At 66.0% G+C, this 24,752-nt stretch carries 27 protein-coding genes, 1 tRNA gene and 1 pseudogene; 14 read left to right on the forward strand and 15 right to left on the reverse strand.

Features of this window, described 5'->3' with window-relative positions; translation table 11 throughout:
- Window positions 1-124 precede the first annotated feature (124 nt).
- A complete protein-coding gene (locus tag HMPREF9056_RS00425; protein WP_034513182.1) occupies window positions 125-625 on the forward strand; it encodes a DUF3145 domain-containing protein in 501 nt (166 codons plus the stop codon).
- 108 nt (window positions 626-733) lie between these two features.
- On the opposite strand, the gene def is transcribed toward HMPREF9056_RS00425, so the two are convergent.
- From def to HMPREF9056_RS00460, 7 genes and pseudogenes are all read right to left on the reverse strand, one after another.
- Window positions 734-1,225 carry a peptide deformylase gene (gene def / locus HMPREF9056_RS00430; protein WP_009401842.1) on the reverse strand — a complete coding sequence of 164 codons (492 nt, stop codon included), beginning with the start codon at window positions 1,223-1,225 and terminating at the stop codon, window positions 734-736.
- A 458-nt stretch (window positions 1,226-1,683) separates the two neighbouring features.
- Window positions 1,684-2,280: pseudogene (locus HMPREF9056_RS00435) on the reverse strand (DUF4956 domain-containing protein); the annotation flags it as partial.
- Between the two features lie 178 nt (window positions 2,281-2,458).
- Complete coding sequence (locus tag HMPREF9056_RS00440) at window positions 2,459-2,788, reverse strand: DNA methyltransferase (protein WP_087942143.1); 330 nt, start codon at window positions 2,786-2,788, stop codon at window positions 2,459-2,461.
- A gap of 71 nt (window positions 2,789-2,859) precedes the next feature.
- Window positions 2,860-2,931 (reverse strand) — tRNA-Asn (locus HMPREF9056_RS00445).
- Between the two features lie 90 nt (window positions 2,932-3,021).
- Window positions 3,022-3,588 carry a hypothetical protein gene (locus HMPREF9056_RS00450; RefSeq protein ID WP_009401856.1) on the reverse strand — a complete coding sequence of 189 codons (567 nt, stop codon included), beginning with the start codon at window positions 3,586-3,588 and terminating at the stop codon, window positions 3,022-3,024.
- A gap of 49 nt (window positions 3,589-3,637) precedes the next feature.
- Entirely contained in the window at window positions 3,638-5,653 is a 2,016-nt protein-coding gene (gene dnaG / locus HMPREF9056_RS00455; protein WP_009401857.1) for a DNA primase, read from the reverse strand.
- 56 nt (window positions 5,654-5,709) lie between these two features.
- Entirely contained in the window at window positions 5,710-7,029 is a 1,320-nt protein-coding gene (locus HMPREF9056_RS00460; RefSeq protein ID WP_009401858.1) for a deoxyguanosinetriphosphate triphosphohydrolase, read from the reverse strand.
- 179 nt (window positions 7,030-7,208) lie between these two features.
- Between HMPREF9056_RS00460 and HMPREF9056_RS00465 the strand changes: the two genes are divergently transcribed.
- Window positions 7,209-8,435 (forward strand): hypothetical protein, encoded by a 1,227-nt coding sequence (locus HMPREF9056_RS00465; protein ID WP_009401859.1) that lies wholly within the window; start codon window positions 7,209-7,211, stop codon window positions 8,433-8,435.
- A gap of 166 nt (window positions 8,436-8,601) precedes the next feature.
- On the opposite strand, the gene HMPREF9056_RS14285 is transcribed toward HMPREF9056_RS00465, so the two are convergent.
- Window positions 8,602-8,997, reverse strand: a complete 396-nt coding sequence (locus HMPREF9056_RS14285; protein ID WP_172635219.1) for a hypothetical protein — start codon at window positions 8,995-8,997, stop codon at window positions 8,602-8,604.
- Between HMPREF9056_RS14285 and HMPREF9056_RS14470 the strand changes: the two genes are divergently transcribed.
- The 5 genes from HMPREF9056_RS14470 (at window position 8,894) to HMPREF9056_RS00480 (ending at window position 12,159) form a co-directional block, all read left to right on the forward strand.
- Window positions 8,894-9,346, forward strand: coding sequence for a hypothetical protein (locus HMPREF9056_RS14470; protein WP_253269876.1), 453 nt, complete (start codon window positions 8,894-8,896; stop codon window positions 9,344-9,346). The genes HMPREF9056_RS14285 and HMPREF9056_RS14470 overlap by 104 nt on opposite strands.
- A gap of 120 nt (window positions 9,347-9,466) precedes the next feature.
- Window positions 9,467-10,291, forward strand: a complete 825-nt coding sequence (locus tag HMPREF9056_RS14475) for an ABC transporter permease subunit (protein ID WP_009401862.1) — start codon at window positions 9,467-9,469, stop codon at window positions 10,289-10,291.
- Window positions 10,292-10,323: 32 nt separating this feature from the next.
- Window positions 10,324-10,446, forward strand: coding sequence for a hypothetical protein (locus HMPREF9056_RS14840; protein WP_009401864.1), 123 nt, complete (start codon window positions 10,324-10,326; stop codon window positions 10,444-10,446).
- A 2-nt stretch (window positions 10,447-10,448) separates the two neighbouring features.
- The gene (locus HMPREF9056_RS00475; protein WP_009401865.1) at window positions 10,449-10,952 is read left to right on the forward strand and encodes an ABC transporter permease subunit; all 504 of its coding nucleotides are present in this window, start codon (window positions 10,449-10,451) and stop codon (window positions 10,950-10,952) included.
- 193 nt (window positions 10,953-11,145) lie between these two features.
- On the forward strand, window positions 11,146-12,159 hold the full coding sequence (locus HMPREF9056_RS00480) for a LacI family DNA-binding transcriptional regulator (RefSeq protein WP_009401866.1): 1,014 nt from the start codon (window positions 11,146-11,148) through the stop codon (window positions 12,157-12,159).
- A 73-nt stretch (window positions 12,160-12,232) separates the two neighbouring features.
- Here the strand turns inward: HMPREF9056_RS00480 and HMPREF9056_RS00485 are convergent, their stop codons facing one another.
- A complete protein-coding gene (locus HMPREF9056_RS00485) occupies window positions 12,233-13,483 on the reverse strand; it encodes a glycerate kinase (RefSeq protein ID WP_034513187.1) in 1,251 nt (416 codons plus the stop codon).
- A gap of 40 nt (window positions 13,484-13,523) precedes the next feature.
- Entirely contained in the window at window positions 13,524-14,912 is a 1,389-nt protein-coding gene (locus tag HMPREF9056_RS00490) for a dipeptidase (protein ID WP_009401870.1), read from the reverse strand.
- Window positions 14,913-14,953: 41 nt separating this feature from the next.
- Here HMPREF9056_RS00490 and HMPREF9056_RS00495 point away from each other — a divergent pair, with 41 nt between their 5' ends.
- Window positions 14,954-15,562, forward strand: a complete 609-nt coding sequence (locus HMPREF9056_RS00495) for a DUF3043 domain-containing protein (protein WP_009401871.1) — start codon at window positions 14,954-14,956, stop codon at window positions 15,560-15,562.
- Between the two features lie 33 nt (window positions 15,563-15,595).
- Here HMPREF9056_RS00495 and HMPREF9056_RS00500 read toward each other — a convergent pair whose 3' ends face one another.
- On the reverse strand, window positions 15,596-16,651 hold the full coding sequence (locus HMPREF9056_RS00500; protein WP_009401872.1) for a quinone-dependent dihydroorotate dehydrogenase: 1,056 nt from the start codon (window positions 16,649-16,651) through the stop codon (window positions 15,596-15,598).
- 164 nt (window positions 16,652-16,815) lie between these two features.
- Here HMPREF9056_RS00500 and HMPREF9056_RS00505 point away from each other — a divergent pair, with 164 nt between their 5' ends.
- The 3 genes from HMPREF9056_RS00505 to HMPREF9056_RS00515 all read left to right on the forward strand — a co-directional run bounded on the left by HMPREF9056_RS00505 (window position 16,816) and on the right by HMPREF9056_RS00515 (window position 18,840).
- Window positions 16,816-17,724: a neutral zinc metallopeptidase gene (locus tag HMPREF9056_RS00505; protein ID WP_009401873.1), complete on the forward strand. Its 909-nt coding sequence runs from the start codon at window positions 16,816-16,818 to the stop codon at window positions 17,722-17,724.
- A 191-nt stretch (window positions 17,725-17,915) separates the two neighbouring features.
- Window positions 17,916-18,425 (forward strand): flavodoxin domain-containing protein, encoded by a 510-nt coding sequence (locus HMPREF9056_RS00510; RefSeq protein WP_009401874.1) that lies wholly within the window; start codon window positions 17,916-17,918, stop codon window positions 18,423-18,425.
- A gap of 55 nt (window positions 18,426-18,480) precedes the next feature.
- Window positions 18,481-18,840: a hypothetical protein gene (locus HMPREF9056_RS00515; protein WP_009401875.1), complete on the forward strand. Its 360-nt coding sequence runs from the start codon at window positions 18,481-18,483 to the stop codon at window positions 18,838-18,840.
- A gap of 93 nt (window positions 18,841-18,933) precedes the next feature.
- Here HMPREF9056_RS00515 and HMPREF9056_RS00520 read toward each other — a convergent pair whose 3' ends face one another.
- A complete protein-coding gene (locus HMPREF9056_RS00520) occupies window positions 18,934-20,460 on the reverse strand; it encodes a polyamine aminopropyltransferase (protein WP_009401876.1) in 1,527 nt (508 codons plus the stop codon).
- Window positions 20,461-20,470: 10 nt separating this feature from the next.
- A complete protein-coding gene (locus tag HMPREF9056_RS00525) occupies window positions 20,471-20,716 on the reverse strand; it encodes a DUF350 domain-containing protein (protein ID WP_009401877.1) in 246 nt (81 codons plus the stop codon).
- 357 nt (window positions 20,717-21,073) lie between these two features.
- On the opposite strand from HMPREF9056_RS00525, the gene HMPREF9056_RS13970 reads away from it, so the two are divergent.
- Complete coding sequence (locus tag HMPREF9056_RS13970) at window positions 21,074-21,565, forward strand: hypothetical protein (protein WP_253269877.1); 492 nt, start codon at window positions 21,074-21,076, stop codon at window positions 21,563-21,565.
- Here the strand turns inward: HMPREF9056_RS13970 and HMPREF9056_RS00535 are convergent.
- The gene (locus HMPREF9056_RS00535) at window positions 21,532-21,870 is read right to left on the reverse strand and encodes an S-adenosylmethionine decarboxylase (RefSeq protein WP_034513189.1); all 339 of its coding nucleotides are present in this window, start codon (window positions 21,868-21,870) and stop codon (window positions 21,532-21,534) included. The two genes, HMPREF9056_RS13970 and HMPREF9056_RS00535, sit on opposite strands and share 34 nt — an antisense overlap.
- A gap of 123 nt (window positions 21,871-21,993) precedes the next feature.
- Window positions 21,994-22,707 (reverse strand): hypothetical protein, encoded by a 714-nt coding sequence (locus tag HMPREF9056_RS00540; RefSeq protein ID WP_253269878.1) that lies wholly within the window; start codon window positions 22,705-22,707, stop codon window positions 21,994-21,996.
- 226 nt (window positions 22,708-22,933) lie between these two features.
- On the opposite strand from HMPREF9056_RS00540, the gene HMPREF9056_RS00545 reads away from it, so the two are divergent.
- Both HMPREF9056_RS00545 and HMPREF9056_RS00550 read left to right on the forward strand, forming a co-directional pair.
- Window positions 22,934-23,773: a MerR family transcriptional regulator gene (locus HMPREF9056_RS00545; RefSeq protein ID WP_009401883.1), complete on the forward strand. Its 840-nt coding sequence runs from the start codon at window positions 22,934-22,936 to the stop codon at window positions 23,771-23,773.
- A 69-nt stretch (window positions 23,774-23,842) separates the two neighbouring features.
- A complete protein-coding gene (locus tag HMPREF9056_RS00550) occupies window positions 23,843-24,691 on the forward strand; it encodes an ABC transporter ATP-binding protein (protein WP_009401884.1) in 849 nt (282 codons plus the stop codon).
- Window positions 24,692-24,752 lie beyond the last annotated feature (61 nt).

Below are 24,752 nucleotides of genomic sequence, written 5' to 3' on the forward strand. Positions count from 1 at the left end.
TGGACCCGGCTGGTTACGTCGTGCACAATAGCCATGCATGCCGCGTACGTCATGACATGAGCCCGGTTGAGGGTCGAGACCGTTGGGGAAGGCGAATCTCGAAACCAACCAGGAGGCGATACTCATGATCGGTGCCTACACCCGCGGTGTACTTTTCGTGCATTCAGCACCTCGGGCGCTCTGCCCCCACATCGAGTGGGCGGCGGCCGAGGTGCTCGGTTCGCGTGTCCACCTGGACTGGACCGAGCAGCCTGCCGCTCGGGGCATGATGCGAGCGGAGACCAGCTGGGTGGGCCCCGCCGGAACGGGAGCCAGTCTCGCCTCCGCCCTGCGCGGTTGGGCGAACCTGCGCTACGAGGTCACCGAGGAGGCGAGCGTGGGGACCGACGGCGGCCGTTGGTCCCACACCCCCGACCTGGGGATCTTCCATGCCCAGACCGATGTTCACGGCAACGTCGTTGTTCCCGAGGACCGGATTCGTGCTGCACTGGTTTACGCGGCTGATCCCGACAGGATGCGCCGCGAGCTGGACCTGGCGCTGGGCCAGGCCTGGGACGACGAGCTCGAACCGTTCCGCTACGCAGGGGCCGGTGCGCCCGTACGTTGGTTGCACCGGGTGGGCTAGAAGCCCGCGGAACGCGGGACCGCCGCCGTATCGTCGCCTTCAGGTAACGCGGGTGGGGCAACAGACTGTCACGTCTGTTGCCCCACCCGACTTGCGACCTGGGCGTCGTCACAACCCCTGAGCACGCAGTTCCTTCATGGCCGCGGCCCGGTTCTTCCGGTCGAGGCGGTCGAGGTAGAGGTGACCCTCCAGGTGGTCGCACTCGTGCTGGATGCAGCGGGCCATGAGCTCCTCCCCCTCAACGACGACCTCCTTGCCGTTCAGGTCCGTGCCCTCGGCCCGGGCGTACCAGGCGCGCTCCGTGGGGAACCACAGACCCGGTACCGATAGGCAGCCCTCGTCTCCGTCCTGGTACTCGTCCTTGGAGAGCTCGACGATCTTGGGGTTGAGGATGTAGCCGATCTCGCCGTCGATGTTCCAGGAGAAGGCGCGCAGCCCGACCCCGATCTGGTTGGCCGCCAGGCCCGCCCGGCCGTCCTCATCGACCGTCTCGAGCAGGTCCTCGACCAGGGCCTTGACGGAGTCGTCGATGTCAGTGATCCAGTCGCACTCGGTGCGCAGGACCGGGTCGCCGATAATGCGGATGTCGCGGTATGCCATGGCGGCATCCTCCCATGACTGAAGTGGACAGGTCATGTTCGGCCCATCGTGGAGCAGCGCACGTGCTGCGCCGGGACGAGCTCGACTGGAGGTCCTGTGATGGATTCTGTGCACGAGTGAAAGAGAGGAGTCCTCACCCTGACCGGGTGAGGACTCACTAGACCATCTCCATTCAGGCCGCCGGACGCGCCCCGCGCTCCATCCGCCTCTACCGCTAACTGGACCGCTTCCTTCTCCAGGGACTCGGGTGGCGGTGGGCAGGAGGACACGGCATCCTTCCCTCGCTCAGTCGAGATCGGATCCAGGCTTCAGGAAAACGGGACGGCGCCACGTCGGCGCCGTCCCGTGATGTTGTCTTGAAGCCGGCCTTAATAGGCTGACTCCGACTGCTGCTGAGGCGGCGACTGCTGCTGCGGGAGCAATGCCTCATGCTGCTGGGACGGAAGCAAAACGTCCTGCTGGGCAGGCGGCATCGAAGCACGCGACTGAGACCGAAGCTTGTAATGCACGTCGACGATGGTGATGTCGTTGACCAGATCGAGATTCTTGAGGTCGACACTGCGCACCTGTGCGCCCAGCAACCTCTCGAGCTCGAGGACGACATCGTTCTCATTGGGGATGGCCCGGTCGAGTGTGACAGTCTGGTTGCGGTTGTAGCGCATGAGACCGGGGTGATCGCCGACCCACAGCGCCGCCAGGATGAGGACCATGAGGATGGAGACGACGAGTAGGTGGCTCTGGATCCCGCCGAGCAGGCCGAGGGCCAGGGCCGCGAAGAAATAGGCCACCTCTCCCTGGGCCAGCGAGGAGGAGCGTAGGCGGATAATGGACAGAACTCCGAAGAGCCCCAGCCCCAGGCCAGCGCCGACATGGCTGCTCGATGACAACAACAGGGTGACGGCCAGGACACCCACGTTAACGCCGATATAGGCGGCCACCAGGTCTCGACGCCCGTGGCGCGGGATGTAGAGCGCCCCGACCAGGATACCGATGGCGACCAGGTCGGCGCCGATGTACGCCAGGGTGAGTGGCAGTTGTTGCAACGTCTGCTGCATGTGAACTCCCTCGATCGTTGGATACGACAGTCCGAAAACTGTTCGTCACGAACACGTAACATCCACGATAAAACGATCGGCCACCAAGCAGCCTGCATGAGGACGTGTCTTGCCGACTGCGAAACCCTGCCTCGCCACTATGAAGTTCATGCAGGTAGTGGCATCATCTGCACTTCCCCTACGGCCGCCGTCGGCAACCGCTGCATCGCGCGCTGAAGCGCTTCCAGGAGTCTCTACGCTGCTCCGAGACCTCCATGATCCGGTCCACGGCCGCGATAAGGGGTGAGCCCGAGCCTCCGAAGAGGTCCAGGACCAGGTCGCCGGGCGGGAAGGAGTTGGTAAGTATTCGGGTGATGAGCTCAACGGGCTTCATCGTCGGGTGGTCCGGGTTGCGTGGCGACCTGGGGACCTCGAAGACCGTGGTGGCGTCCGTGGCCGCCGTACCAGCCGGGTCTGCCGCGTCCGAGGCGGCCCTCACCGCCCGGGGTAGCGAGGGCACCGCACTCACGCCGACAACCCGGAACGCACCCGTCCCCGAGAACGATGGGACCCCGGCCGATGAGGCCGAGGTCCGGCGAGCTCCTGCGGCTGGACTCGAACCAGCAACCGTCCGATTAACAGTCGGATGCTCTGCCATTGAGCTACGCAGGAATGCGTTTGACGCGCAGTGAACTTTAGCAACATCCCGCGGCAACGTCGAATCCGGCAAATCGTCAAAAACGCTGCAATTCCTGGGACACTCTACCGTGTGGGCAGCCCCACACCCTCTCTGACGCGATTCTCCAGCGCCTGAAGCGCCTCAGCATCCTCCTTATCCGAGACCTGGGACGTCGTCGGCCGGGTCACGGAGTAAAGGTGTCCGTCCGCACCGCGTCGAACACTGGCTGTGGCTGTGACGCCGCCAGGAAGCACCGCCACGGCGCTGTGCACAATGGCGGCCTCCACCCGCTGGCGCAGGGCCTTGGCGAAAGGAGCGACGTCAGTGGAGGCGTAGGTGTCGCCGTCGCGGATCCCTACCGGGACGTGCAGGATGAGGTCGTCACGATCCATATCCGTCCACCTCAGGGTAAAGGTCCGCTCATCTGCGTCCCAGGTCCCCTGCTCGACCTCGTCCCAGGCGTGGTGATCGGGCCTGCTGCTCCCGCTGAAGACGACGAGGGCATCAGCGGTGGTCGCTGCCCATGCGGAGCCGTCCTCGTCCAGAGGAACTGCGCCCAGGACGGGCTGGTGCAGCTGCTCACGCATCTCAAGGGGCAGCGTGGTGATGGAGCGGACGGTTGAGCCTTGACGACGACGCAGGTTCAGCATGCCCGTTAGGCTACCCGCACTGTTTTGCCCGGTGGGCGACCGGCAGGCGTCAGGCTCCCTGCCGGATCTGCATACGGCGCTGTTCAAGGGCGGCGATCTGGGAGAAGAGCTCGCGGTAGCCCTCATCCTGCGGGGACATCCGCCGGTGGCGTGAGCGCATCTCGACAAGCTGTCGGTTGATGCCCATGACGGCAAGGGAACTGATCACGCCCTTGGCGTAGCGATCCAGCCCCGAGACATCGACCTCCGTGCCGCGCCCCCGGATGGTTGGCAGTGGCAGCGGGGCCACCGCCAGCTCGGTGATGGCGGCCTCGACCAGGCCGATGGTCCCGTCACGCACCTGCTGAAGCCAGCGCAACGTGGCTCGGCGCTGAGCCTCCTGCTCCCCCATGCCGGCAGCCACCGCCTGCCGCACCAGCCCCGGCACCTCTCCGGTGCCTCCGGCGGCGGCGACGGCCTCATAGACGGCCCGGTGGGTGAGCTGGCCGAAGGAGTCAGCCCCCAGCTCATCGGCACCGGCCCGGTGAGCCGCCACCGGGAACTGGATGATGACGGCCAGGGCCTCGCGCTCGAGCTGTTCCACGGGATCGGTCACCGGCGGCAGGCCCCGTACCGGAGTCGCGGCGTCGGGACCGGCTGTCTCGTCGGCCGGCCACTGCCCACCGCGCGCTGCGGGAGGCTGTGGGCCTCGCCGCCCGGCGGCCCTGACGGCGCTGTGGACCTCAGCGTCGGGAAGTCCCAGCCATCCGGCGAGCCGGCGGGTGTACTCGCGCTTGAGCGCTCGGTCCCGGATACCTGCCACGACCGGCGCCGCTGAGCGCAGTCCCCGCACCCGGCCCTCGGAGGTATCCAGGTCCAGGTGGGACAAGGAGGTGCGGATGACGAACTCGAACAACGGGACCCGTCTGGACAGCAGACGTGGGATGCCCTGGTCCCCCTCCTTCATACGCAGGTCGCAGGGGTCCAGACCTCCGGGGTCGACGGCCACGAAGGTCTGGGTGGCGAAGCGCTGGTCCTCGGCGTAGGCACGCAGGGCGGCCTTCTGGCCGGCGGCGTCGCCGTCGAAGGTGAAGATGACCTCACCTCCGCGGGCCTCGCGCCCCTGGCCGGTGACGACGCCCGCCGCCGGGTCATCGACGTCCCCCAGGAGACGGCGCACGACCCGCACATGGTCGGCGCCGAAGGCGGTCCCGCACGTGGCCACGGCCGTGGTCACCCCGGACAGGTGGGCGGCCATGACGTCGGTGTAGCCCTCGACGACGACGATCCTGTGGGAGCGGGCGACCTCCCGCTTGGCCAGGTCCAGCCCGTAGAGCACCTGGCTCTTGTGGAAGACCGGCGTCTCCGGTGTATTGAGGTACTTGGGGCCCTGGTCATCCTCCGAAAGCTTGCGGGCCCCGAAGCCGACGGTGGCTCCGGTGACATCGCGGATGGGCCAGATGAGTCGGCCTCGGAATCGGTCGTAGACTCGGCGCCCATCCTGCCCACCTCGGCTGCACAACCCTGAGTCGACCAGCTCGGCCTCGGTGTAGCCGGCGCCGCGCAGGTAGCGGGCGAGGTTGTCCCACCCGGTGGGGGCGTATCCGACGCCAAAGTGCGCGGCGGCGTGGCGGTCGAAGCCCCGAGAGGTCAGGAAGTCGCGCCCCGCCTGAGCCTCCGGGATGGCGAGCTGCTCACGGAACCAGGCCTCGGCCAGCCGGTTGGCGTCCATGAGGCGCTGACGGGTTCCCGGCTCCACGCCGCGCCGGACGGCACCGCCCTCCTCATAGCGCAGCTGGACCCCGGTGCGGTCCGCCAGGTACTCGACGGCCTCGGCGAAACCGAGGTGGTTGATCTTTTCGATGAAGGTGATGACGTCACCGCCCTCACCGCAGCCGAAGCAGTGCCAGTAGCCGAGCTGGGGACGGACGTGGAAGGAGGGCGTGCGTTCATCGTGAAAAGGGCACAGCCCCTTGAGCGAGCCGACCCCGCCGCTCTTGAGGGTGACGTGCTCGCCGACGACGTCCTCAATCCGGACGCGCTCACGCACCGCCTCAATGTCCTCGCGCCTGATCAGTCCCACCACAGGGCCATCGTAGGCGAGGGCACCAATATCCTGCGGCCCGGGTTTGCTGAGCGCCCCTACACCTCGGAGAACATGCCGCACAGCCGGGCGTGGCAGGCGCGTGCGGAGGTGTCCGTCAGAGAGGCGATCTGGTCGACGACCACCCGCAGGCGCTCATCATCGGTCTCGGCCTGGTGCCAGGCATCGGCGAGGACGGGATCAATCCCCTTTCCGTTGCTCGTCATCAAGACATCGGCCAGGTCGAAGATGAGGGTGCGCTGGCGCAGGTAGACAGGCTCGTGCTCCCGGGGCTCCATGACGTAGCGCACCGCGATGCCCTTGAGCAGGAGGATCTCAGCGGCGGTCTGCCCGGGGATGACGAGCTCGGCCTCGTATCGGGTCAGAGGGCCGCCGCCGTAGGTCTGGCGGGTGTCGGTGGCCACTGCCGAGACGAAGCGGCCGATGATCTCGCTGGTGAGGTTCTTCAGGCGCGCGGCGTCGGCCACCGAGCCGTTGTAGGAGCGGATCCAGTAGGGCTGGCCGGACAACCGCTCGAAGGCCGCCCCCAGGGCGTCGGTGCTGAGATCAGTCCCGTACCAGGCCCTCGTGGCCTCGAGCAGCTCGTCAACCTCGCGGGCATCGGTCAGGCAGGCCGGGTCCATACGCCCCAGGGCGATGGCGTCCTCGACGTCGTGGACGGAGTAACCGACGTCGTCGGACAGGTCCATGATCTGGGCCTCGATGCAGCGTCTGCCCTCCGGCGCCCCCTGGCGCATCCATGTGAAGATCTCGGCGTCATCGTCGTAGGCGGAGTACTTGCGCGCACTGCGCCCGCTCGGACCACCCGGACCCCGTCCCCTGAGCCAGGGGTACTTGGCGACGGCGTCGAGACTGGCCCGAGTGAGATTGACGCCCACAGGGCGACCGGTCTCATCAAGGGTCTTGGGCTCCAGGCGGGTGAGGATCCGAAAGGTCTGGGCGTTTCCCTCGAAGCCCCCGATCTGACGGGCGACGACGTTGAGTGCCTTCTCTCCGTTGTGCCCATAGGGTGGATGGCCCAGGTCGTGGGACAGGCAGGCGGCGTCGACGACGTCGGGATCGCATCCCAACGCCTGACCGAGGGCGCGCCCCACCTGCGCCACCTCGAGAGAGTGTGTGAGCCGGGTGCGCACGAAGTCGTCGGCCGATGGCCCCAGCACCTGAGTCTTGGCGCCCAGGCGCCGCAGTGCCGAGGAGTGCAGGACTCGGGCCCGGTCGCGCTCAAAAGGAGTGCGCTGGGGATTCTTCGCCTGCTCGTGGACAAAGCGCTCAGCGTCCTGCGATCGGTACCCGGACAGGCCAAGAGTGTCGTGTCCGTCGATACTCACAGGCTCGGATCCAGATTTCTGCACTGACATAGTCACAAGGTAGCGCAGAAGCGGGTTACCATGGACGTCACCATTCCGACACCGGCCCAAGGGAGCAACGGCATCCGATCTCCTCAGCAAGTGGTCGCCACGCCCCCTCCAGACAACGATGAACCACTCTTGGAAGTGACGCTCCTGGGCATGAACCCAGCGGAAGGGAGACACCTGCCGTGACCACGACCACTACCCTCGTTCACCGGCCCTACGACGGTCCGGAAGAGTGGTGGCGCCACGCGCTGGTCTACGAGATCCCCTCGCCCGCCCTGGGAGCCGGCGAGCTGGATCGCACCGCCCCCATCATCGAGCACGCCCTCTACCTGGGCATGGATGCGGTTCTCATCCGCCCGAGCCTGCTGGACGTCGGCTCTGAGACGGACTCGATCCGCCGGTTCATCGACAAGGCGGGCGAGCAAGGGCTACGCACCATTGTGCGGATCTCCGGCGCGCTCGGTCCGATCACAGGCCCCTACGCCAAGCAGACCACCAGCTTCGTCACCGGCCTCGAAGGAGCCGGTGACGATCTGCTGCGCCGTTCGGAGGCCTATCTCCAGGCCGGGGCGGTCGGCATCGATCTGGGAACGATCGTGCCGCCTCAGGTCACCAACGAGATTCGGCTGGACCGCCTCAGCGCCTACTGCGCCATGCTGCACGGCCAGCTGGCCAAGTACGTGGATGAGGGCATCATCGGTGCCGATGTGACCGCCGACTACCCGGACTCGCTGCGCCATCACCTGCAGGACGACTGGGTGCACCACCTACGCGATGACTGCCTGACTCTGACGCGTTGGAACGCCGAATCACTCACCTCCCACCTGACCCGGTCCCTCGACGAGCACGACCGCTTCGGCGCGCCCTCCACCTGGCGCTTTCTGCCTCCCCACATCCTGTCCGAGCACCTGGATCCAGGGGATGGCCAGCGCTGGTACTCCGTCAACCACGACGAACGGCTGCATCGAGGACTGGCACTGCAGGCCATGATGCTGGCTCTTCCCGGTTCGCTCTACCTGCGACAGGGCGATGAGATCGCCCTGTCCGACTCCGACAAGCCGACCGCCCCCCTGGAGCTGGCCGGCATGGTGGCTGAGCACGCCCTGGTGCAGTCATCCCAGTTCGGGTCTCCGGCCGCGACTGTGCGGTATGCGGCTCATGTGCGCCACGAGTACAACCTCGCCTGCGCTCCCCTGGCCTTCGTCACCGGCCTGGAGTGGTGCCCGCCCCAGACCCTCGCCTTTCTGGTACGCGGTGTACTGGTCCTGGTCAACACCTCCGACTCCCCCGTCACCCTGCCGACTGAGGCCAAGGTGCTGCTGTCGTCCCAGCCCCTGCGGCAGGAGGAGGGGCGCCCACTCGTCCCGCCGACGACGACGACTTGGCTGGAAGCCACAACTGTGACTTGAATCGCATCTATACACAATTTGACAGACTACTGCATTCATTGCAACAACCGGTTGAATCGTGGTGCCAAGCGGGGATCTTCTCACCTCCGTATCTGACTCGAAGGAGAATCCTTGTGGCACCCTCCCGTCGATCCTTCCTGACCATGGCCGCCGTTGCCACACTGTTTCAACCGGTGACAAGCAGGGCATCTCGGTCGCGGTCCAGATCGTCACCAACGACCTGCAGCCCAACTTCGTGACCGCCAACCAGGCCGGCATCGACTACCAACTCACCCGGATCCCGGGCTTCGGGGACATTGAGGGCAGCCAGGCCCGCCCCTTCCTGGGGGTCAACTGCTTCTACGTGGCCTCCAGCGGTACGAACAAGGCCTTTGCCGAGACCTTCGTGGCCGACGCCGCCAAGGACATGACCTTCGCGGCCTCTGTGGCTGGGAGTCGTCCTCCTCACCACGGCGGCCATGTTCCTGCTGTACTCGACCAAGCGGTTCGTACCGGCCAAGTACCTCTTTCCAAGCACGTCCTTCCTGATTGTCTTCCTCATCATCCCGATCGTCCTGACCATCCAGACCTCCTTCACCCACTTCGGGGACGGCTACCGCGGGGCGAAGGAGGAGGCGATCACCGTCATCACCAACAACTCCATGGTTCACACGGAAGACTCCCCCACCTACGGACTGTCGGTCGCAACCGACGGCGATGTCTCTCAGGGCCCCTTCCCGCTGTTCCTGGTCAACCCGAAGACCAACGAGTTCTGCGGGGAAGCGATGGAAAGAAGACGGGGAGGTCGACGCCTCCACCGTCACCGTCGAGGACGGGGTGGTGAGGGCCAGCGGCTACACGCCCCTGTCCCCCAGGCAGATCAACGCCGCTTACGAGGACATCACCTCCATGTCGGTTCCCTTCTCCGATAAGACCACGGTCAAGGTCCAGGGCGTCAGATCCGCGTTCGAGGGCATCAAGCAGATGGTGTACGCAAGTCCTCCGACACCATCACCAACACCGCGACCGGGGACGTCTGCTCGGTCAAGAAGGTGGGGCTGTTCAAGCACTTCGTCAACGCCAAGGGCGAGAACCCGGCCCAGTCCTGGAAGCAGAACGTGGGCCTGGCCAACTACGCCCGTCTCTTCAGCGAAGGCAACCTGGCCTCCCAGTTCCTCAAGGCCCTCACCTGGACGGTCATCTTCGCCCTCGGCTCGGTCGTGCTCACATTCGGTCTCGGTTTCTTCCTGGCCCTGACTCTCAATGACGATCGCATCAAGGGGAAGAAGCTCTACCGCTCCTTCCTCCTGCTGCCTTACGCCGTGCCCGGCTTCATCTCGCTGCTCGTCTGGTCCAACTTCTACAACCAGGACTTCAGCCTCATCAACCAGATGCTGCACCTCAACATCCCGTGGCTGTCCGACCCGACCATGGCGAAGATCGCCGTTCTGCTGACGAACACCTGGATGGGATTCCCCTACATGTTCATCGTGTGCGCCGGAGCGCTTCAGTCCATCTCAGAGGACATCGAAGAGGCAGCCAAGATGGATGGTGCCAGCGGAGTGCGGGCCACATGGTGCATCATCACCCCGTTGCTCCTGGTTGCTGTCGCCCCTCTGCTGGTGAGCACCTTCGCCTTCAACTTCAACAACTTCAACGCCATCCAGCTACTGACCGAGGGCGAACCATTCCCCGCCGGGGAGTACACGCGCGACGGTACCGACACTCTCATCTCCATGGTCTACCGCATCGCCTTCGGCCGCTCCGGCTCCGATTTCGGATTCGCCTCGGCCGTCTCGGTCATCCTGTTCGCTGTGACCGGTGTCCTGGCCGCCTTGCAGTTCCGAACCATTAAGAAGCTCGAAGACGTCAACTGACCCGAGTCGATCGCGGAAAGAACAGAATCACAATGAGTACCTCTTCCAAGACCGTGTCCAAGCACTCCGAGAACGCCCTTGTCGCTGAGAACCATATGCCCTTCTCCCGCTTCCGCTTCACAGGGCGCCGCGGGGCCTGCTGGCCCTGCTCCTGATCATGGTGTTTCCCGCGATCCTGTCCATGATCGCCATCTACACGATGATCTCCGGCCAGGTGGTCCCCTTCCTCGGCCTCAACACGCTCGCCGGGTACAGCCTGGCGCTCGTGGGTGGGGCCTTGGACCAGGTATGGCTCATCAAAGGAACCTTCGACATGATCCCGCGGGAGCTCGATGAGGTGGCCACCATCGACGGGTGCACCCACTGGCAGGTCTTCAGGATCATCCTGCTGCCCACGCTGAAACCGATCATCACCACGGCCTTCCTGCTGGCCTTCGTCGGTGTCATCAGCGAGTTCCTCCTGGGATCGATCATCTTGACCGACAACTCCCAGAAGACCCTGGCGGTAGGGCTCTACGGCATGCTTGTCTGCGATCGCTCCAACAACCTGGGTATCTTCGCCGCCGGCGCAGTCCTCGCCATGGCTCCGGTGATCGCACTGTTCCAGTATCTGCAGCGTTACATCGTCGGCGGCTCGATCTCGGGCGCTGTCAAGTGCTGAGCAAGAGCTACGAGTCTCCAGGTTCACCCCCGACAGCGCGGGATCAGGGGCGGGCAACGCCTTGTCGCCGCTCCTGATTCACAAGAACAGCGCGTGGTCTGCGATGATTGCGGTTGGAGGGCCTGGCGGTGAGCCACCGGCGGTTCACTCAAAGAGGCTCCGATACCTTCACTGATCCTCGTAGGATTCACTCATGCCACAGAGACTCACTCTCACCGACATCGCTGACCAGGCGGGCGTCTCCACCGCCACCGTCTCGCGTGTACTCAATGGAAAGTCCAATGTGGCCGACTCGACTCGGCGGCAGGTGCTCGCAGCGCTCGACATCCTGGGATACGAGCGACCCGAGTCCGTGCACCAGGCCTCCCAGGGCCTCATGGGGCTGATCGTGCCGGAACTGAGCAATCCGATTTTTCCTCTCTTCGCCCAGCAGATCGAGCAGCTCCTGGCCCCCTCCGGACACACTCCGCTGCTGTGCACCCAGACACCCGGCGGCATCAGCGAGGACGAGTACATCGAGATGCTGGTGGACCGCGGTGTCGCCGGAATCATCTTCGTCTCCGGACGTCATGCCGACACCACCGGCGACGTCACCCGCTACCAGCGCCTGCGTGAGCGCGGCGTGCCACTGGTGACGGTCAACGGCAACGCTCCGACCATCAGGGCGCCGGGTTTTGCCACCGATGACCGCCGGGCGACCCGGATGGCGGTGGACCATCTCATAGCCCTGGGGCATCAGCGCATCGGGCTCGCCATGGGGCCGATTCGCATGGTCCCGGCTCAGCGCAAGCGCTCCGGCTACGAGGACGCCATGAACGAGAGCCTGTCCGACGAGCCGCTGAGGATCGTGGAGACGCTCTACACCTACGAGGGTGGTATCAGCGCAGCACTGCACTTGCTTGAGCAGGGCTGCACCGGCATCGTGTGCTCCTCGGACGTCATGGCCCTGGGCGTGGTCCACGGGGTGCGTCAGACCGGCAGGTCCGTGCCGCACGATGTCTCCGTCATCGGCTATGACGACTCCCCGCTCATCCCCATGACCGATCCGCCGCTGACCACCGTGCGCCAGCCCGTGGACGCCATCTGCCGTGCTGCGGTGTCCACGCTGCTGGCCCAGCTCGACGGGGAACGGCCGACGGACACCGAGATGCTCTTCGCCCCCGACCTCATCGTGCGCGACTCGACCGCCGCGGTCCCCATCGACTGACCCGCGATTGCCCCGCCCGCGTCCCCGAACACCGCGGCGTCGGAGAACCGGGGCAAAGGCAGTGCTCGCCGGTTCAGCGCGACCACGTGCGGGCCAGCCGGGCGCCTATGTCCGTCAGGCGTTTCTCCAGCGCGTCGGAGTCGACGGCATGCCAGGACTCGACGGCGTGGGGCTCCTGAAGACTGTAGACGTTGGAGACGCCCGCACCGGCGAGCTCACCGCGGGTGGTGGCGCACCGTCCGCACACCAGCACGGCGGGCAGCGCCTGCGAGGCGGCGCACTGTCCGACGACGCCCACAATGCTGTCGGTCAGGACATCGTAGAGCTCACCCGAGGCGGTGACCACCAGGTCCTGGCCGAGCGCCTCATCAGTCAGGCCGAGGATCTCCGCCATGACACGGGCTCCGGGCCGCGCCCAGGCCCCCAGGGCACGCAGCACCATGGCACCGCCCCCGGCCGCACCGGTTCCCCAGGTCGAGGTGCTCAGACGAGGCGGACCGCCCGAGTCCATGGCGGCGGACGAAGGCATCGCTGCGTCGTCGAGCGCCGAGATGACGGGGAGCATCCTCTGCCTGTCGGAGGAGAGCTGCGCTGCGACGGCATCAGCAGCACTCACGGCCTCAGCGGCCGCGGTACAGGCGCGGCGGTCCAATTCCTGGGCCTGCTCGGGGCTCAAGGAGGTGACCTCCGCCAGAGCCGCCCCGACGCCGTTCATGCCTCCCAGGGCGACATCGTCGGCCAGGACCAGCCCGAGGCTGCGGCCGGCGAGCAGGTCCATGGCCGCAGTGGCACCACCGAGGGCGTCGAGTACCCCGGCCCCGCCGTCGTGGACGGCCGATCGCGACAACCCGACCAGAAGAGTGTCGGAGGGACGGGTGCGCCGCAGTGCGGTGGCGATGACCTGCCCCAGACCGTAGGTGCTTCCCTGGAGCGCCTCTTGGGCGCCCTCGCCGGGATCTAAGGGAAGCGCCAGGAGACGGGCGGCGTCGAGGAACCAGGTCCCACCCGCACCGGGACGCCGACTACCGAGATGAGTGGGCATGGGAATCAGGCGCACCAGGTCCACCTCGCGGACCTGTCCGAGCGGCCCCTGTCCCTGAACGACCTCACGGGAGGCAATGCGCTCCGGAGCGATCATCTGAGCAGAGCCCGGGCCGCCGTCGGCCATGGGTGCCAGCGTCAGAGAGTCGTCGGGACGCACCGTGTGCCAGCCGCGCGCCAGACAGGCGGCGACGCGGCCGGCTGCAAGACCGTGGTCCGAGCCGGCCAGAGGTACTGCGGCCGGCTCGGGCCACAGACCACCGGGGGCGAGAAGGACCTTCACGTGCTCATTCCCAGGCAGCGGATTCGGTGGGCGGTCACCATCATGAGGCGATAGCCTCACCGAGGCGGGCCAGGAGGAGGGCCTCGGCGACCACGATGTGCTCGAGCTCGCCCAGGTGCATGGACTCGTTCTCGCTGTGAGCGCGGGTGTCGGGGTCCTCGATGCCGGTGACGAGCACCTGGGCCTCGGGGAAGGTCTCCTTGAGGGTGGCGATGAAGGGGATGGAACCGCCCTGGCCGATGTTGACGGCCTCGGTGCCCCAGGCGGTGGACAGCGCCCAGTGAGCGGCCTGCGAGGCGGGGGTGGCCTCGGAGCCGTCGAAGGCCGGACCGGCCTCACGGCCGCTGACGGTCAGCCGGCCGCCGAAGGGCACGTGCTTCTCCAGGTGGGCGACCAGGGCCCCTTGCGCCTCAGCGGGGTCCTGCCCCGGAGCGATGCGCAGCGAGAGGCGGGCGGTGCACGAGGGGATCAGGACGTTTCCGGCCAGGTCCAAGGGGGTGACGTCCATGCCGATGAGAGTCAGGGAGGGCTTGGTCCACAGTCTGGCGGTCACGTCACCGGTGCCGACGAGCTCGACACCGTCGAGAACCCCAGCGTCGGCACGGAAGTCGGCCTCCGGATACCCCGGGAAGTCCGGATCGGCCTGCGACCGACTGACCAGCCCGGCGATGGCGACGTCACCGGCCTCGTCGTGGCAGGAGGCGACCAGGCGGCACATGGCCGTGGCGGCGTCCAGGACCGGACCGCCGTACTGGCCGGAGTGAAGGGCGTGATCGAGCATGTCGAGGCGGACGTCGACCTGGACGACGCCGCGCAGCAGGGTGGTCAGGGACGGGGTGCCGACCTTCCAGTTGGAGGAGTCGGCCACAACGATGACGTCGGAGGCGAGCCGGTCGCGGTAGGTGGTCAGGAAGCTCTCGAAGGAGGGGCTGCCGACCTCCTCCTCGCCCTCGATGAAGACGGTCACCGAGCAGGGCAGCTCGCCATCGGTCAGAGACGTCAGGGTGCGCAGGGCGTGGGTGTGGGTGATGACGCCGGCCTTGTCGTCGGAGGTGCCGCGTCCGAAGAGGCGCTCACCGCGGCGCTCGGCGGTGAAGGGGTCGGCCTGGTTCCAGCCGGCCGGGTCACCGACGGGCTGGACGTCGTGGTGGGAGTAGAGCAGGACGTGCGGGCTTCCCTGGGGACCGGCCTTGTAAGCCAGGACGGCGGGCCTGCCGGGGGTTCCGTCGGGAGCGGGGACGGAGAGGATCTCAGCGTCCAGGCCGCTGTCGTGCAGGAGCGCGGCCACGGCCTCGGCGGAGCGCTGGACCTGGGACTGGTCGTGGCTGGAGGCGGAGACCGAGGGGATCGCGACCAGGTCGGTCAGGTCGGAGATGATGGCTGGCATGAAGGTGTGCACGGCGGTGCGCACGGCATCAACGGTGATCATGGTTTTCAGGGTATCGCGCCGCTGCCGCTAGTCTGTGCACCGTGAGCCTGTTCAAGAAGCGCAGCCAGACCCCAGAGCCGGAGCCTGCGGCCGAGCCCGTCTCCAAGCCCGGAGGTAAGGGACGCCCCACCCCCAGGCGCAAGGACCAGCAGGCCAAGAACCTGCACCCAGTGGTCCCCAAGGACCGTCAGGCCGCCAAACGGGAAGCGCGTGCGGCCCGCGACGAGGCCTGGAAGCGCCAGAACGAGGCCATGGTCACTGGTGACGAGAGGTACCTTCCAGCCCGGGAGAAGGGACCGGTCAAGCGCTACGTCCGCGACTACGTCGATGCGCGTCTCAGCCTGGGTGAGTTCTTCATGCCCATTGTCTTCGTCCTGCTCATTGCCTCCTTCGCCTTCAACTATGTCCTGCCCCATTACCCGGCAGTCAGCTTCTACGGCGTGCTGGTGATGAACGGCTACATGCTGCTGGCGATCGCCGACGCCGTCTGGTGCTGGGTGCGTCTGCGCCGCCGTCTCAACGAGAAGTTCGGGGCCGAGCGGGTCAAGAACGAGGGATCGATCTTCTTCTACATCATGTCGCGCTGCTTCATGCTGCGACGCTGGCGCCGCCCCGCCGCGTTGGCGAAGCGGGGCCGGTACCCCTCCTGATCCGTTCCAGTGCGTTCCCGACCGGAATGGGGTTCAGCGCACGACCCGGGCGGCGGATCCGGTGGCCAGGGCCCGGTTGATACGACCTGGCCAGGCTGGGCCGTTGTAGATGAAGGCCGTGTAGGCCTGGAGCAGGTCCGCTCCGGCGTCGAGCATGAGCTCGGCATCCATGATGGAGGAGATGCCGCCGACGCCGATAATGGTGGGCTCCTCCCCCAGCCGGCTGCGCAGACGGCGCACGACCTCCAGGGCACGGGGCAGAAGAGGCGCTCCGGACAGGCCTCCCTCCCCCAGGTCGTGGTCGATGGTGGTGTTGGTGGCCACGACCCCGTCCAGTCTCAAATCCAGGACCAGGTCGGCGACGGCGTCGAGATCCTCATCGGCAAGGTCCGGGGCGATCTTGACCAGGAGCGGGACATGCCTTCTCGCAGCGTGGTCCGCGGCCTCGCGCACCGCCTCCAGGATAGGGCGCAGCGTCTCAACGCTCTGCAGGCTGCGCAGCCCTGGGGTGTTGGGGCTGGAGACGTTGACGACGAGGTAGTCGACCCAGCGGGCCACCGCGTTGGCCGAGTAGCGGTAGTCCTCAACCGCGTCCTCCAGCGGCGTCACCTTGGTCTTACCGATGTTGGCCCCGACGACGATCGCGCGTCCCCGCGGCGTGCGACGCAGAGCGCGCAGACGCTTGGCGGCCTCATCGGCACCGGAGTTGTTGAAGCCCATGCGGTTGCGCACAGCCCGCATCTGCGGGTAGCGCCACATGCGGGGCTTGTCGTTACCGCCTTGAGCGTGAGCGGTGAACGTACCGACCTCGATGAAGCCGAAGCCGAGCATGTCCAGACCCTCGACGGCCTGCCCCTCCTTGTCCATGCCGGCCGCCAGCCCAAGCACGCCGGGGACGGGGCGGGCGAAGGGTCCGCCCTGGTTGGCCGAGGGGACGGGGAAGGCCGGTCGGCGCCCCCACATCTGGCGCACCACGTCCCTGACGAGGGGAACCCTGCCGGTCAGCTCGATCGCGTCTATGCACACATCGTGGATCAGCTCAGGGTCAATGCGGGTCAGGACGGTCTTGTACAGCAGGTCGTAGAGCACAGCGCCAGGCTACCCCGGCACGGCTGACACGAGTGTCGCAGATACCGCGCGCCCTACGATGGCAACAGCCTCCGGGCGCCCCTGCTTCGCGCGGCGGGTGGTCTCACGGTAGCGTGGGGGGGGCAGTCCCAGCCTGGTCGCAGGCGTGTTCTCAGAGGTGATCCGTGTCCTTCAACCGCGATATCCAGATCGATCCCAACCGGGTCCAGACCCGTTCCGGCGGCGGCCGGGGCGCCATGATCGGCGGCGGTTCGATCTTGACTGTCATCGCCGTCGTCCTCATCTCCCAGCTCACCGGCGTGGACCTGTCCTCCATGCTGGGGGCGCAGCAGCAGAATGGGGCCACGCGGCCGACGGCCTCGTCGATCGATACCTCCGTGTGCACCAGCGGGGAGAGCGCCAACAAGTACACCCAGTGCCGCATGGTAGCCACCGCCGAGTCCCTCGACGCAGTATGGACGGACCAGCTGCCCGCCCAGGCTGGGATCACCTACGCAAAGCCCGAGTTCGTCCTGTGGGACGGCACCCAGATCTCCTCGGCCTGTGGCAACGCATCCTCGGCCGTGGGCCCCTTCTACTGCTCGGGAGACCAGACGGTCTACCTGGACATGAGCTTCTTCTCCGAGATGGAGCGTTCCCTGGGTGCCACTGACACTCCTCTGGCGGAGGAGTACATCGTGGCCCACGAGTTCGGCCACCACATCCAGCACCTGAGTGGCCAGATGGCCGAGGCCGACCGCTCGGGCAGCGGCGCGACGTCGGACTCGGTGCGTCTGGAGCTCCAGGCGGACTGCTACGCGGGAATCTGGGTCAACCACGCCTCCTCCACCGCCGACCCGGAGACCGGTCAGCCCTTCCTCAACCGCCCCAGCAGTGAGGAGATCAGCGGTGCGCTGGGAGCGGCCGAGGCCGTGGGTGACGACCACATCCAGGAGCGGGCCAAGGGGCACGTCGACTCCGACACCTGGACCCACGGCTCCTCCGAGCAGCGCGTGCGCTGGTTCACCACTGGGATGGAGACCGGCTCGGTGCAGGCCTGCAACACCTTCGCCGTCGACGCCTCCCAACTCTGAGACGGACGCGGCGACGTCGTTCATCGCTCTTACTCGTCTCCCCTCCTCACCGGTCTCCTCGATCTGACGGGGCCCGTCGCCTTCTGAGCGGCGGACCCCGTTTGCGTGCGACGTGGCGTCACACCCGACAGTGGGTTCATGACGCACATGTCACCAGCAACATCGCTGGTACCGGCCTTCAGGAGGACACCATGACCAGGGCACTCATCATTGTTGAGTCCTACTTCGGCAATACCCGGGCCATCGCCGAGGCCGTCGCGGCTGGGCTGCTTGACGGCGGGGCCGAGGCTCAGGTCGTCGACGTTTCCCAGGCTCCGAGCACCCTGCCCGCAGACCTGGATCTGCTCGTGCTGGGAGCCCCCACCCACAACCGGGGCATGCCGACCTCGGCCACGCGAGCCAAGGCCTGTGAGCAGACGGAGCCAGGCGAGGCACCCCATGGGATCGGCGGATGGCTGGAGACCACGGCGATCCCGGCATCCACCGACGCCGCCGCCTTCGACACGGTCATCTCCAAGGGCTGGCTCAGCGGTTCAGCGGCCAAGGCGATTGCCAAGGCGCTGCGGCGTCATCAGGGTCGGGAGACGACGTCGGTCAGGAGCTTCGTGGTCACAGCGAGCAAGGGTCCGTTGGCCGGTGGCGAGGAGACCGACGCCCGCAGCTGGGGACGCGAGCTCGCGGATTCGGCAAACAACAGATAGCGACAGACGCCTTGGCGATAACTGCGCATCGCACCATCGAAAGGAAAGCTGCAATATGACAACAACGAACCATGACAAGTCGCCCCGGCTGCAACTGAGCGGACGAAACATCGCCGGATTCTGCCTGGTCGTCTGCGGCCTCCTCATCATCATTTGGGGAGGGGCGCTCGAGCCCATCAACGTCACTGACCCCGACTTCATGTCCTTCGCTGTCAGCGGGCTGGTGACCATGGCCGCCGGAGCATGCCTGGCGACGGCACTTCCTCCTGCTGCTCGCATCGTACTCATCTGGCTGGCAACGCTGACGTCGATGCTCTATCTGTTCATCCTCGGCATGGCGGTCATCGTGTCCCTGATGAGCTGTGTGGTGATCGCTGGGATCGCGGCCTGGCTGACCATCAGGATCCTGAGATGAGATAGGACAGCCGGCTCGGTGCGGTAACCGGGTAACGGCGAAGTCGCTTCCGGAACGATTCAGCCGAACCGGCTTCGCCGCCTCTTCCTGGATTCAGTAGTAGCGCCACTGCCGCATGTCTCGGTTGTAGACCTCGACGATCCGCGGATGCAGGAGAGTGGAGGGCTCCATGGTCTCAGTACGGGCCGGTTTGGTCCGCATGATGAACTCCAGGGTCTTCCGGTCCTGGTAGGTCAGTCCCTCGGGCAGTGGCTGGCTGATGAGGTTCTGCGGCGTCCTGGTGGACAGGATGAAGCCCCACTCCCCGAAGGAGGGGATGTTGATTGAGAAGGGCAGGATCTGGCGATCCGGTTGGGCAGCCGCAACGGTGCTGGCCACTGTGGAGAAGGCGTGGGGCGAGAAGAAGGTGGAGGTTGCCTGGGTGACCATGACGCCTTCGGGTGCCAGCCGTGTCTCGACATTCCGGTAGAACTCGGTGGAGTAGAGCTTGGCGAGCCTCTCGTTGGAGGGGTCGACCAGGTCGACGAGAACAACGTCGTAGGTGGTGCCGGAATCCCGGACATAGGTGAAGGCGTCGTCGTTGACGACACTCACTCTGGGGTCGGACAGGGAGGCCTGATTGAGGTCCTTGAGCAGGCGGTTGCTCCGAGCCAGATCGGTGACTCCGGGATCGATGTCCACGACGGTGACGTCCTTGACACTGGGGTAACGCAGGATCTCTCGCGCCAGCAGACCGTCACCGCCGCCGAGCACGAGGACGTGGGTGGGATCCTTCACCGAGGTCATGGCGCTGGCGGACAGGGTCTCGTGGTACCTGGCCTCGTCCAGGCTGGAGAACTGGAGCTGGCCGTTGAGGTACATGCGCAGGTCGTTCTGGTAGTCGGTGAGGACCACCTTCTGGTACGCGGTCTGCTGGTAGTAGACGACCGGGTCGTTGTAGGTCAGCGCCTCCACACTGCGCTCGATGCGGTTGGCGGCCGCGAACATGCCGACCAGTGCCACGACGACGACGGTGGCCGCCCACAGGATCTTGCGAGGTGTGCGCACCTGGAGCAGAACGAGGATCGCGACCAGGACGTTGAGCGCCCCGACCAGATAGGCCCCACGCATGAGGCCGAGCTGTGGGAGGAGCACCAGGGGGAAGACCAGAGAGGCCACCAGTGAGCCGAAGTAGTCGATGGCCATGACCTTGCCGAGCAGCTCACTGGTCGAGCGGTGCCCGAAGGCGGCGAAGGTCCGCACCAGCAGCGGGATCTCCAGGCCGATGAGGATGCCGATGGTCAGGCTGATACCGCCGAAGACGACCCAGTGCAGACGCGTACGTCCGAAGGCCAGGTACAGTAGGAGGACGGAGTTGCCACCGATGAGGCCGAGGAGCACCTCGCTGACTCCGAAGACCACCGCCGGCTCGGAACGAAAACGGTTGACCAGCAGCGAGCCGATCCCCATACCGAACAGGGTGATACCGGTGGCGAGGCTGAAGCTGAGGACGGAGTCGCCCAGGAGGTAGGAGGCGGCCGTGCCCAGGATGAGCTCGTAGATGAGCCCGCCGATCGCGGCAAGCAGTGCCGCAGTGAACAGGGCGACGTTCTCCCGCCGCCCGATCAGGCCATGGGTCATGGCGAGCCGTTCAGCTCAGGATGGTGGCTGCGATGATGATGGCGATGGCCACCGCCGTACCTGCGAAGGCGAGCCCCAGGCCGATGTTCTGGTCCTCGATGAGCTCACGCCTGAGATCAAGACGGAAGATGCGGTTGACGAGCAGTGCGAACACCATGAGCAGAACGACTCCGAGCACCGCGTAGACGATGGTGCTGAGCAGGGACTGCCAGTTGAGGTCGACCGTTGAGTGGTGGGCGATGGTCATGAGCGACATGTCTTCTCCTTCGTGTATGACCGGTGAGAGGATGAGTATCCGAGTTCTTCACTATTTTCCGACGCCGCCGCCTCCACCCCCGTAGACCGAGCGGTTCCGGAAAGAGGAACCGTCTCCCGCAGGATTGAAACCGTCATCATCATTCCACTCGAGGATCGCCATCAGAATGAGAAACGGAATGACCCAGAATAGAGGTGACTTCCAACTGCCCCGAAGGCCAGGACTCACCGAGGAGAGCCACCGGCCAAGTCGCCTCATGACACCTGGCACCCACCACGGCCGGTACACGGGTCGGCCGAAGATCTTGGACTGTTGCTCAGGCGATAGGGCCGTTGTGCGATATGCCTCATGCTTCCGATGGCGATGCTCATCGATCACGATACTGGAGAGCTGCTTCCTCGCCCCCTTGACCCGAAGTTCGGCGCATATCGTTGTGGCAACAGCTCCTGTCAGATGTGGGATGGTTCCAGCCTCGTGGTCAATATCGGCTCGGTATATGTCCTTGACCTCAACAGTATAAGATTGGCCATTGGCCTTCAGCTGCCGGGTCTGACCGACCTCGAGCGCGAACGGATCGATCATCGGCTGAATAGGAACCGGCTCGTGAAGAATGACCTTATTGGCATCTCGATTGATCTCAAGCCAGATCTCCTTGCTGTTGTCGTCGATCAGGCGCCACTGCTCCCACCGAATGAGGCGCCGACCTCGCTGATCCCGTCGTTTCAGGATAATTCGACCCATGACGGTGTAGGAGTGACTCTCCTTCCTCAAGGAACCCCGAAGCGTCTCGCCGACTCTCAGATCACCCCTGATGCTCACAGCGTGGTCCCCGAGCTGATCACCTGCTGAGCCTGAAGCCGCTGACGCACCGTCTCCCCCACGGCCTCAATCTGCACAGGGGTCAACGTGCGGCAGCTGGTGAGCGTCACGTAGCCGGTGCCGGACTCGGGCCAGGTGTGGGCGGCGATATGCGACTCGGAGAGGATGACGACGGCGCTGAGCCCCTGGGGCTTGAACCGGTGGTGGGTACTGGAGACGACTGTTAGTCCCGTCTCCCGGGCGGCGTCGAGAAGAATCGACTCAACGGTAGAGAGATCGTTGAGCGCATGCGGCTCGGCCCCACTGATCTTGTAGCTGACAGAACACAGGCTCACCGCACTCACGCGAGCACGGTAGCAACGAGGCAGACACCCGACAAACGGGGCGAGGTCCCCATTCATGCTCACCCGGCACCGAAAACGCGTGGCCGGCACGCCGCCGTTGATGGGACGTCAGGGCTATTTGCCAACTCCCCCGCCGCCACCTCCGTAGACCGGACGGTGGCGATAGGTCCGTGAGGAACTCGAGTCCGAGGTGCTGGTGGAGTCAGTGCTGCCGCTGGAACGGCTGCTGCTGGAGCACGAGGAGAACAGCCCGACTGCGAGCACGATACTGACGATGGCACCGACGAGAGCGCAACCGATGTTCCGACCCGCTCCGCCGCCGACGGGTCGACTGTTGTAGAGGACGCGCCCGAAGAGCTGCTTCTGCTGGGCACTGGACAGAGTGGTCTTGCGGTAAGCCAGGAGGTCACGGAAACGGTGGCTGTCAATGGTCAGCCTGCTGGTCACACCGGCCGGGTCTGTCAGCCGCAGCTCGACGTAGGTCATGATCTCGCCGATGTTCAGGGGGCACACCGGAGAGCCGATGACGTTCTCGAGCGTGCCAGTGGTGACCTCCTCGACGAGAGCCTGGTGCGGGGCGCCGCTGATCGTCAGCTGCAGTCTCTGACCAACGGCCAGGGCCCACGGCTCAATCGCCTCCTGAAGCCGAACGGGCTCGTAGAAGAGGATCTCACCGGGGTCATGATCGAGCTCGACCCAGGTATCGGCGTTGCTGCCACCAATGAGCTGCCACTCCTCCCAGTAGTAGAAGCAGCGGTCCCGAGTATCCCACTCCTTGAACAGCAGGCAGCCTCTGACCGACAGGTTGCCCGCACTCCCCTGCAGCATGTCGCCGACCTGCAAGTTGGCTCGCGTGCCGTTCACCAAGCCCCTCCCATCTGCGACGGGCAAGACGGTGCAGCACTGCCGCCGTCGAAGCCTGGTCCGCCTGTCATCACGCGGGCACAGTAGCAACGCGGACATGCCCCGGCAAACGGTTCGCACTCCCCATGGTCTACCCCCACCAGGTGGATCCGAGCGGATCATGATCCAAGTACCGTGTGAGACTGTCCCCATGCGCGTTGCAGAGATAGCCGAGCTGACCGGGACGACGGTGCGCACGGTGCGCTACTACCACTCGCTGGGGCTGCTGCCGATTCCCGGTGAACGTGGCGGCTGGCGCGACTACGACCTGGGCCATGTGGCCCGACTCTCCCGAATCCGCTGGTTGGTGCAGGCCGGTGTGTCGTTGGAGACCATCAGGCGCGTCCTCGACGAGCCCGAGGCGACCGGCGTCGAGCGGATCGACGACGCACCCGCGGCCGGAGCGGCTGAGGCGCGTTCGGCGGCCGGTTCCGTTGTCGAGGACCTGGCCGGGGCCCTGGCCGCCGTGGAGGATCACCTGGCCGAGGTGACCAGACAGAGAGACATGCTCGCGGGCCTGCTGGAGCGAGCCAGAACTGGTTCGACTGTCTCACCGATGTCCCCGCGTATGGCGGCATTCTTCGACCGGCTGGAGCAGGCCGCTCCCGATGAGGCCACCCGTTGCGCTGTGCGCAAGGAGCGGGACCTGACCGACCTGGCCTGCTACAGGGGTCAGATGCCGCCGGAGGCAGAGTTCCTCTTCGTCGACCCAGATCCTCGCTACGACGCCGAGTCACTGGCCCTCTATTCCCAGGATCCGGCCGAACTGTCAGACGCGCAGATCGAGCAGCGCGCACGGGCCATGGTGTCCCGATTGGAGGCTCGGCTGACATCTGAGCACCTTGCGGCCCTGGCGAACAGCGTCGACACCGAGGCGGTACAGGCGCTCTTCCGCCTCATCACCACTACCGGCTACCCCGACACACGACTCACCCAGACCTTGGAACGGGAGTTCCTCACCGCGATCGATCGATGGCGCCCGAGCGAGTAAGCGGCACTTGCCTGGATGCTGCCACGTCGGCTTTGCGTACGACACAGCGTCACACCTCACCCTGGGGTCATGCCAACGATCTCAGCCTCCCCTACAGCGTCCGTGCTGTCCACTCGGCACCGCTCCCCCATCATCGATGTCTCAGGACTGGTCAAGACCTTCGGCTCCTTCCGGGCGCTCGACGGTCTCGACCTGGAGGTGGAGACGGGGCGGATCCATGGTTTCCTGGGCCCCAACGGTGCGGGGAAGTCGACGACGATCCGCGTCCTTCTGGGCATGTACCGCCGCGACAGCGGGGTGGTGCGGGTTCTGGGCATGGATCCGCACTACGACGCCGAGCGGATCACGCGTCGGTGCGCCTACGTTCCCGGTGACGTGGCGCTGTGGCCCACACTCACGGGGGCGCAGACCCTCGATGCCCTCGCCGCCCTGCGCAGCAGGCGCGACCGGGCGCGCGAGGCCGACCTCATCGAGGCCTTCCGCCTGGATCCTAGTAAACCGGTCCGCTCCTACTCCAAGGGCAACCGGCAGAAGGTCATGCTCGTGGCCGCGCTGGCCGCGCCGTGCGACCTGGTGATCCTCGATGAGCCGACCTCCGGACTCGACCCGCTCCAGGCGGAGGTGTTCGTCGAGGCTGTGCGGTACGCGGCAGGCCAGGGGCGCACGGTGCTCATGTCGAGCCACGTCATGGCCGAGGTCGACCGCCTATGCGACTCGGTGACCATCATCAAGGACGGGCGAACCGTGGAGTCGGGGCGGCTTGAGGAACTGAGGCACCTACGGGCCTCCCGGATCACCTGCGTGCTGCCTCCCGAGCAGAGCCCGGCTCCCGGGCGTCATCGGTGGTCGCGGTGGCTGCACCGCGAGCGTGACGCCCACCGAGACACCCGTTATCTTGTTGGTGGTCTCGGGTGGTAGGTGCCGGGGGGCCAGCTGCTGTGGGCGCGGGTGTCTTGCCCCTGTCCTTAGATGATCCGGG

The sequence above is a fragment of the Actinomyces sp. oral taxon 170 str. F0386 genome (assembly GCF_000195595.1).
Lineage (GTDB): Bacteria > Actinomycetota > Actinomycetes > Actinomycetales > Actinomycetaceae > Actinomyces.

What these genes read in the sequence shown, in the direction of transcription:
- HMPREF9056_RS00460 (WP_009401858.1), bottom strand. Translation starts at nt 7,029, where the DNA reads ATGTCAGTGCAGAAATCTGGATCCGAGCCTGTGAGTATCGACGGACAC.
- HMPREF9056_RS14470 (WP_253269876.1), top strand. Translation starts at nt 8,894, where the DNA reads ATGTTCCTGCTGTACTCGACCAAGCGGTTCGTACCGGCCAAGTACCTC.
- HMPREF9056_RS00515 (WP_009401875.1), top strand. Translation starts at nt 18,481, where the DNA reads ATGACAACAACGAACCATGACAAGTCGCCCCGGCTGCAACTGAGCGGA.
- HMPREF9056_RS00525 (WP_009401877.1), bottom strand. Translation starts at nt 20,716, where the DNA reads ATGTCGCTCATGACCATCGCCCACCACTCAACGGTCGACCTCAACTGG.
- HMPREF9056_RS00475 (WP_009401865.1), top strand. Translation starts at nt 10,449, where the DNA reads ATGGTGTTTCCCGCGATCCTGTCCATGATCGCCATCTACACGATGATC.
- HMPREF9056_RS14840 (WP_009401864.1), top strand. Translation starts at nt 10,324, where the DNA reads ATGAGTACCTCTTCCAAGACCGTGTCCAAGCACTCCGAGAACGCCCTT.
- HMPREF9056_RS00425 (WP_034513182.1), top strand. Translation starts at nt 125, where the DNA reads ATGATCGGTGCCTACACCCGCGGTGTACTTTTCGTGCATTCAGCACCT.
- HMPREF9056_RS00510 (WP_009401874.1), top strand. Translation starts at nt 17,916, where the DNA reads ATGACCAGGGCACTCATCATTGTTGAGTCCTACTTCGGCAATACCCGG.
- HMPREF9056_RS00545 (WP_009401883.1), top strand. Translation starts at nt 22,934, where the DNA reads ATGCGCGTTGCAGAGATAGCCGAGCTGACCGGGACGACGGTGCGCACG.
- HMPREF9056_RS00450 (WP_009401856.1), bottom strand. Translation starts at nt 3,588, where the DNA reads ATGCTGAACCTGCGTCGTCGTCAAGGCTCAACCGTCCGCTCCATCACC.
- HMPREF9056_RS00520 (WP_009401876.1), bottom strand. Translation starts at nt 20,460, where the DNA reads ATGACCCATGGCCTGATCGGGCGGCGGGAGAACGTCGCCCTGTTCACT.
- HMPREF9056_RS00480 (WP_009401866.1), top strand. Translation starts at nt 11,146, where the DNA reads ATGCCACAGAGACTCACTCTCACCGACATCGCTGACCAGGCGGGCGTC.
- HMPREF9056_RS13970 (WP_253269877.1), top strand. Translation starts at nt 21,074, where the DNA reads ATGGCGATGCTCATCGATCACGATACTGGAGAGCTGCTTCCTCGCCCC.
- HMPREF9056_RS14285 (WP_172635219.1), bottom strand. Translation starts at nt 8,997, where the DNA reads ATGGTCAGGACGATCGGGATGATGAGGAAGACAATCAGGAAGGACGTG.
- def (WP_009401842.1), bottom strand. Translation starts at nt 1,225, where the DNA reads ATGGCATACCGCGACATCCGCATTATCGGCGACCCGGTCCTGCGCACC.
- HMPREF9056_RS00540 (WP_253269878.1), bottom strand. Translation starts at nt 22,707, where the DNA reads ATGCTGCAGGGGAGTGCGGGCAACCTGTCGGTCAGAGGCTGCCTGCTG.
- HMPREF9056_RS00490 (WP_009401870.1), bottom strand. Translation starts at nt 14,912, where the DNA reads ATGATCACCGTTGATGCCGTGCGCACCGCCGTGCACACCTTCATGCCA.
- HMPREF9056_RS00550 (WP_009401884.1), top strand. Translation starts at nt 23,843, where the DNA reads ATGCCAACGATCTCAGCCTCCCCTACAGCGTCCGTGCTGTCCACTCGG.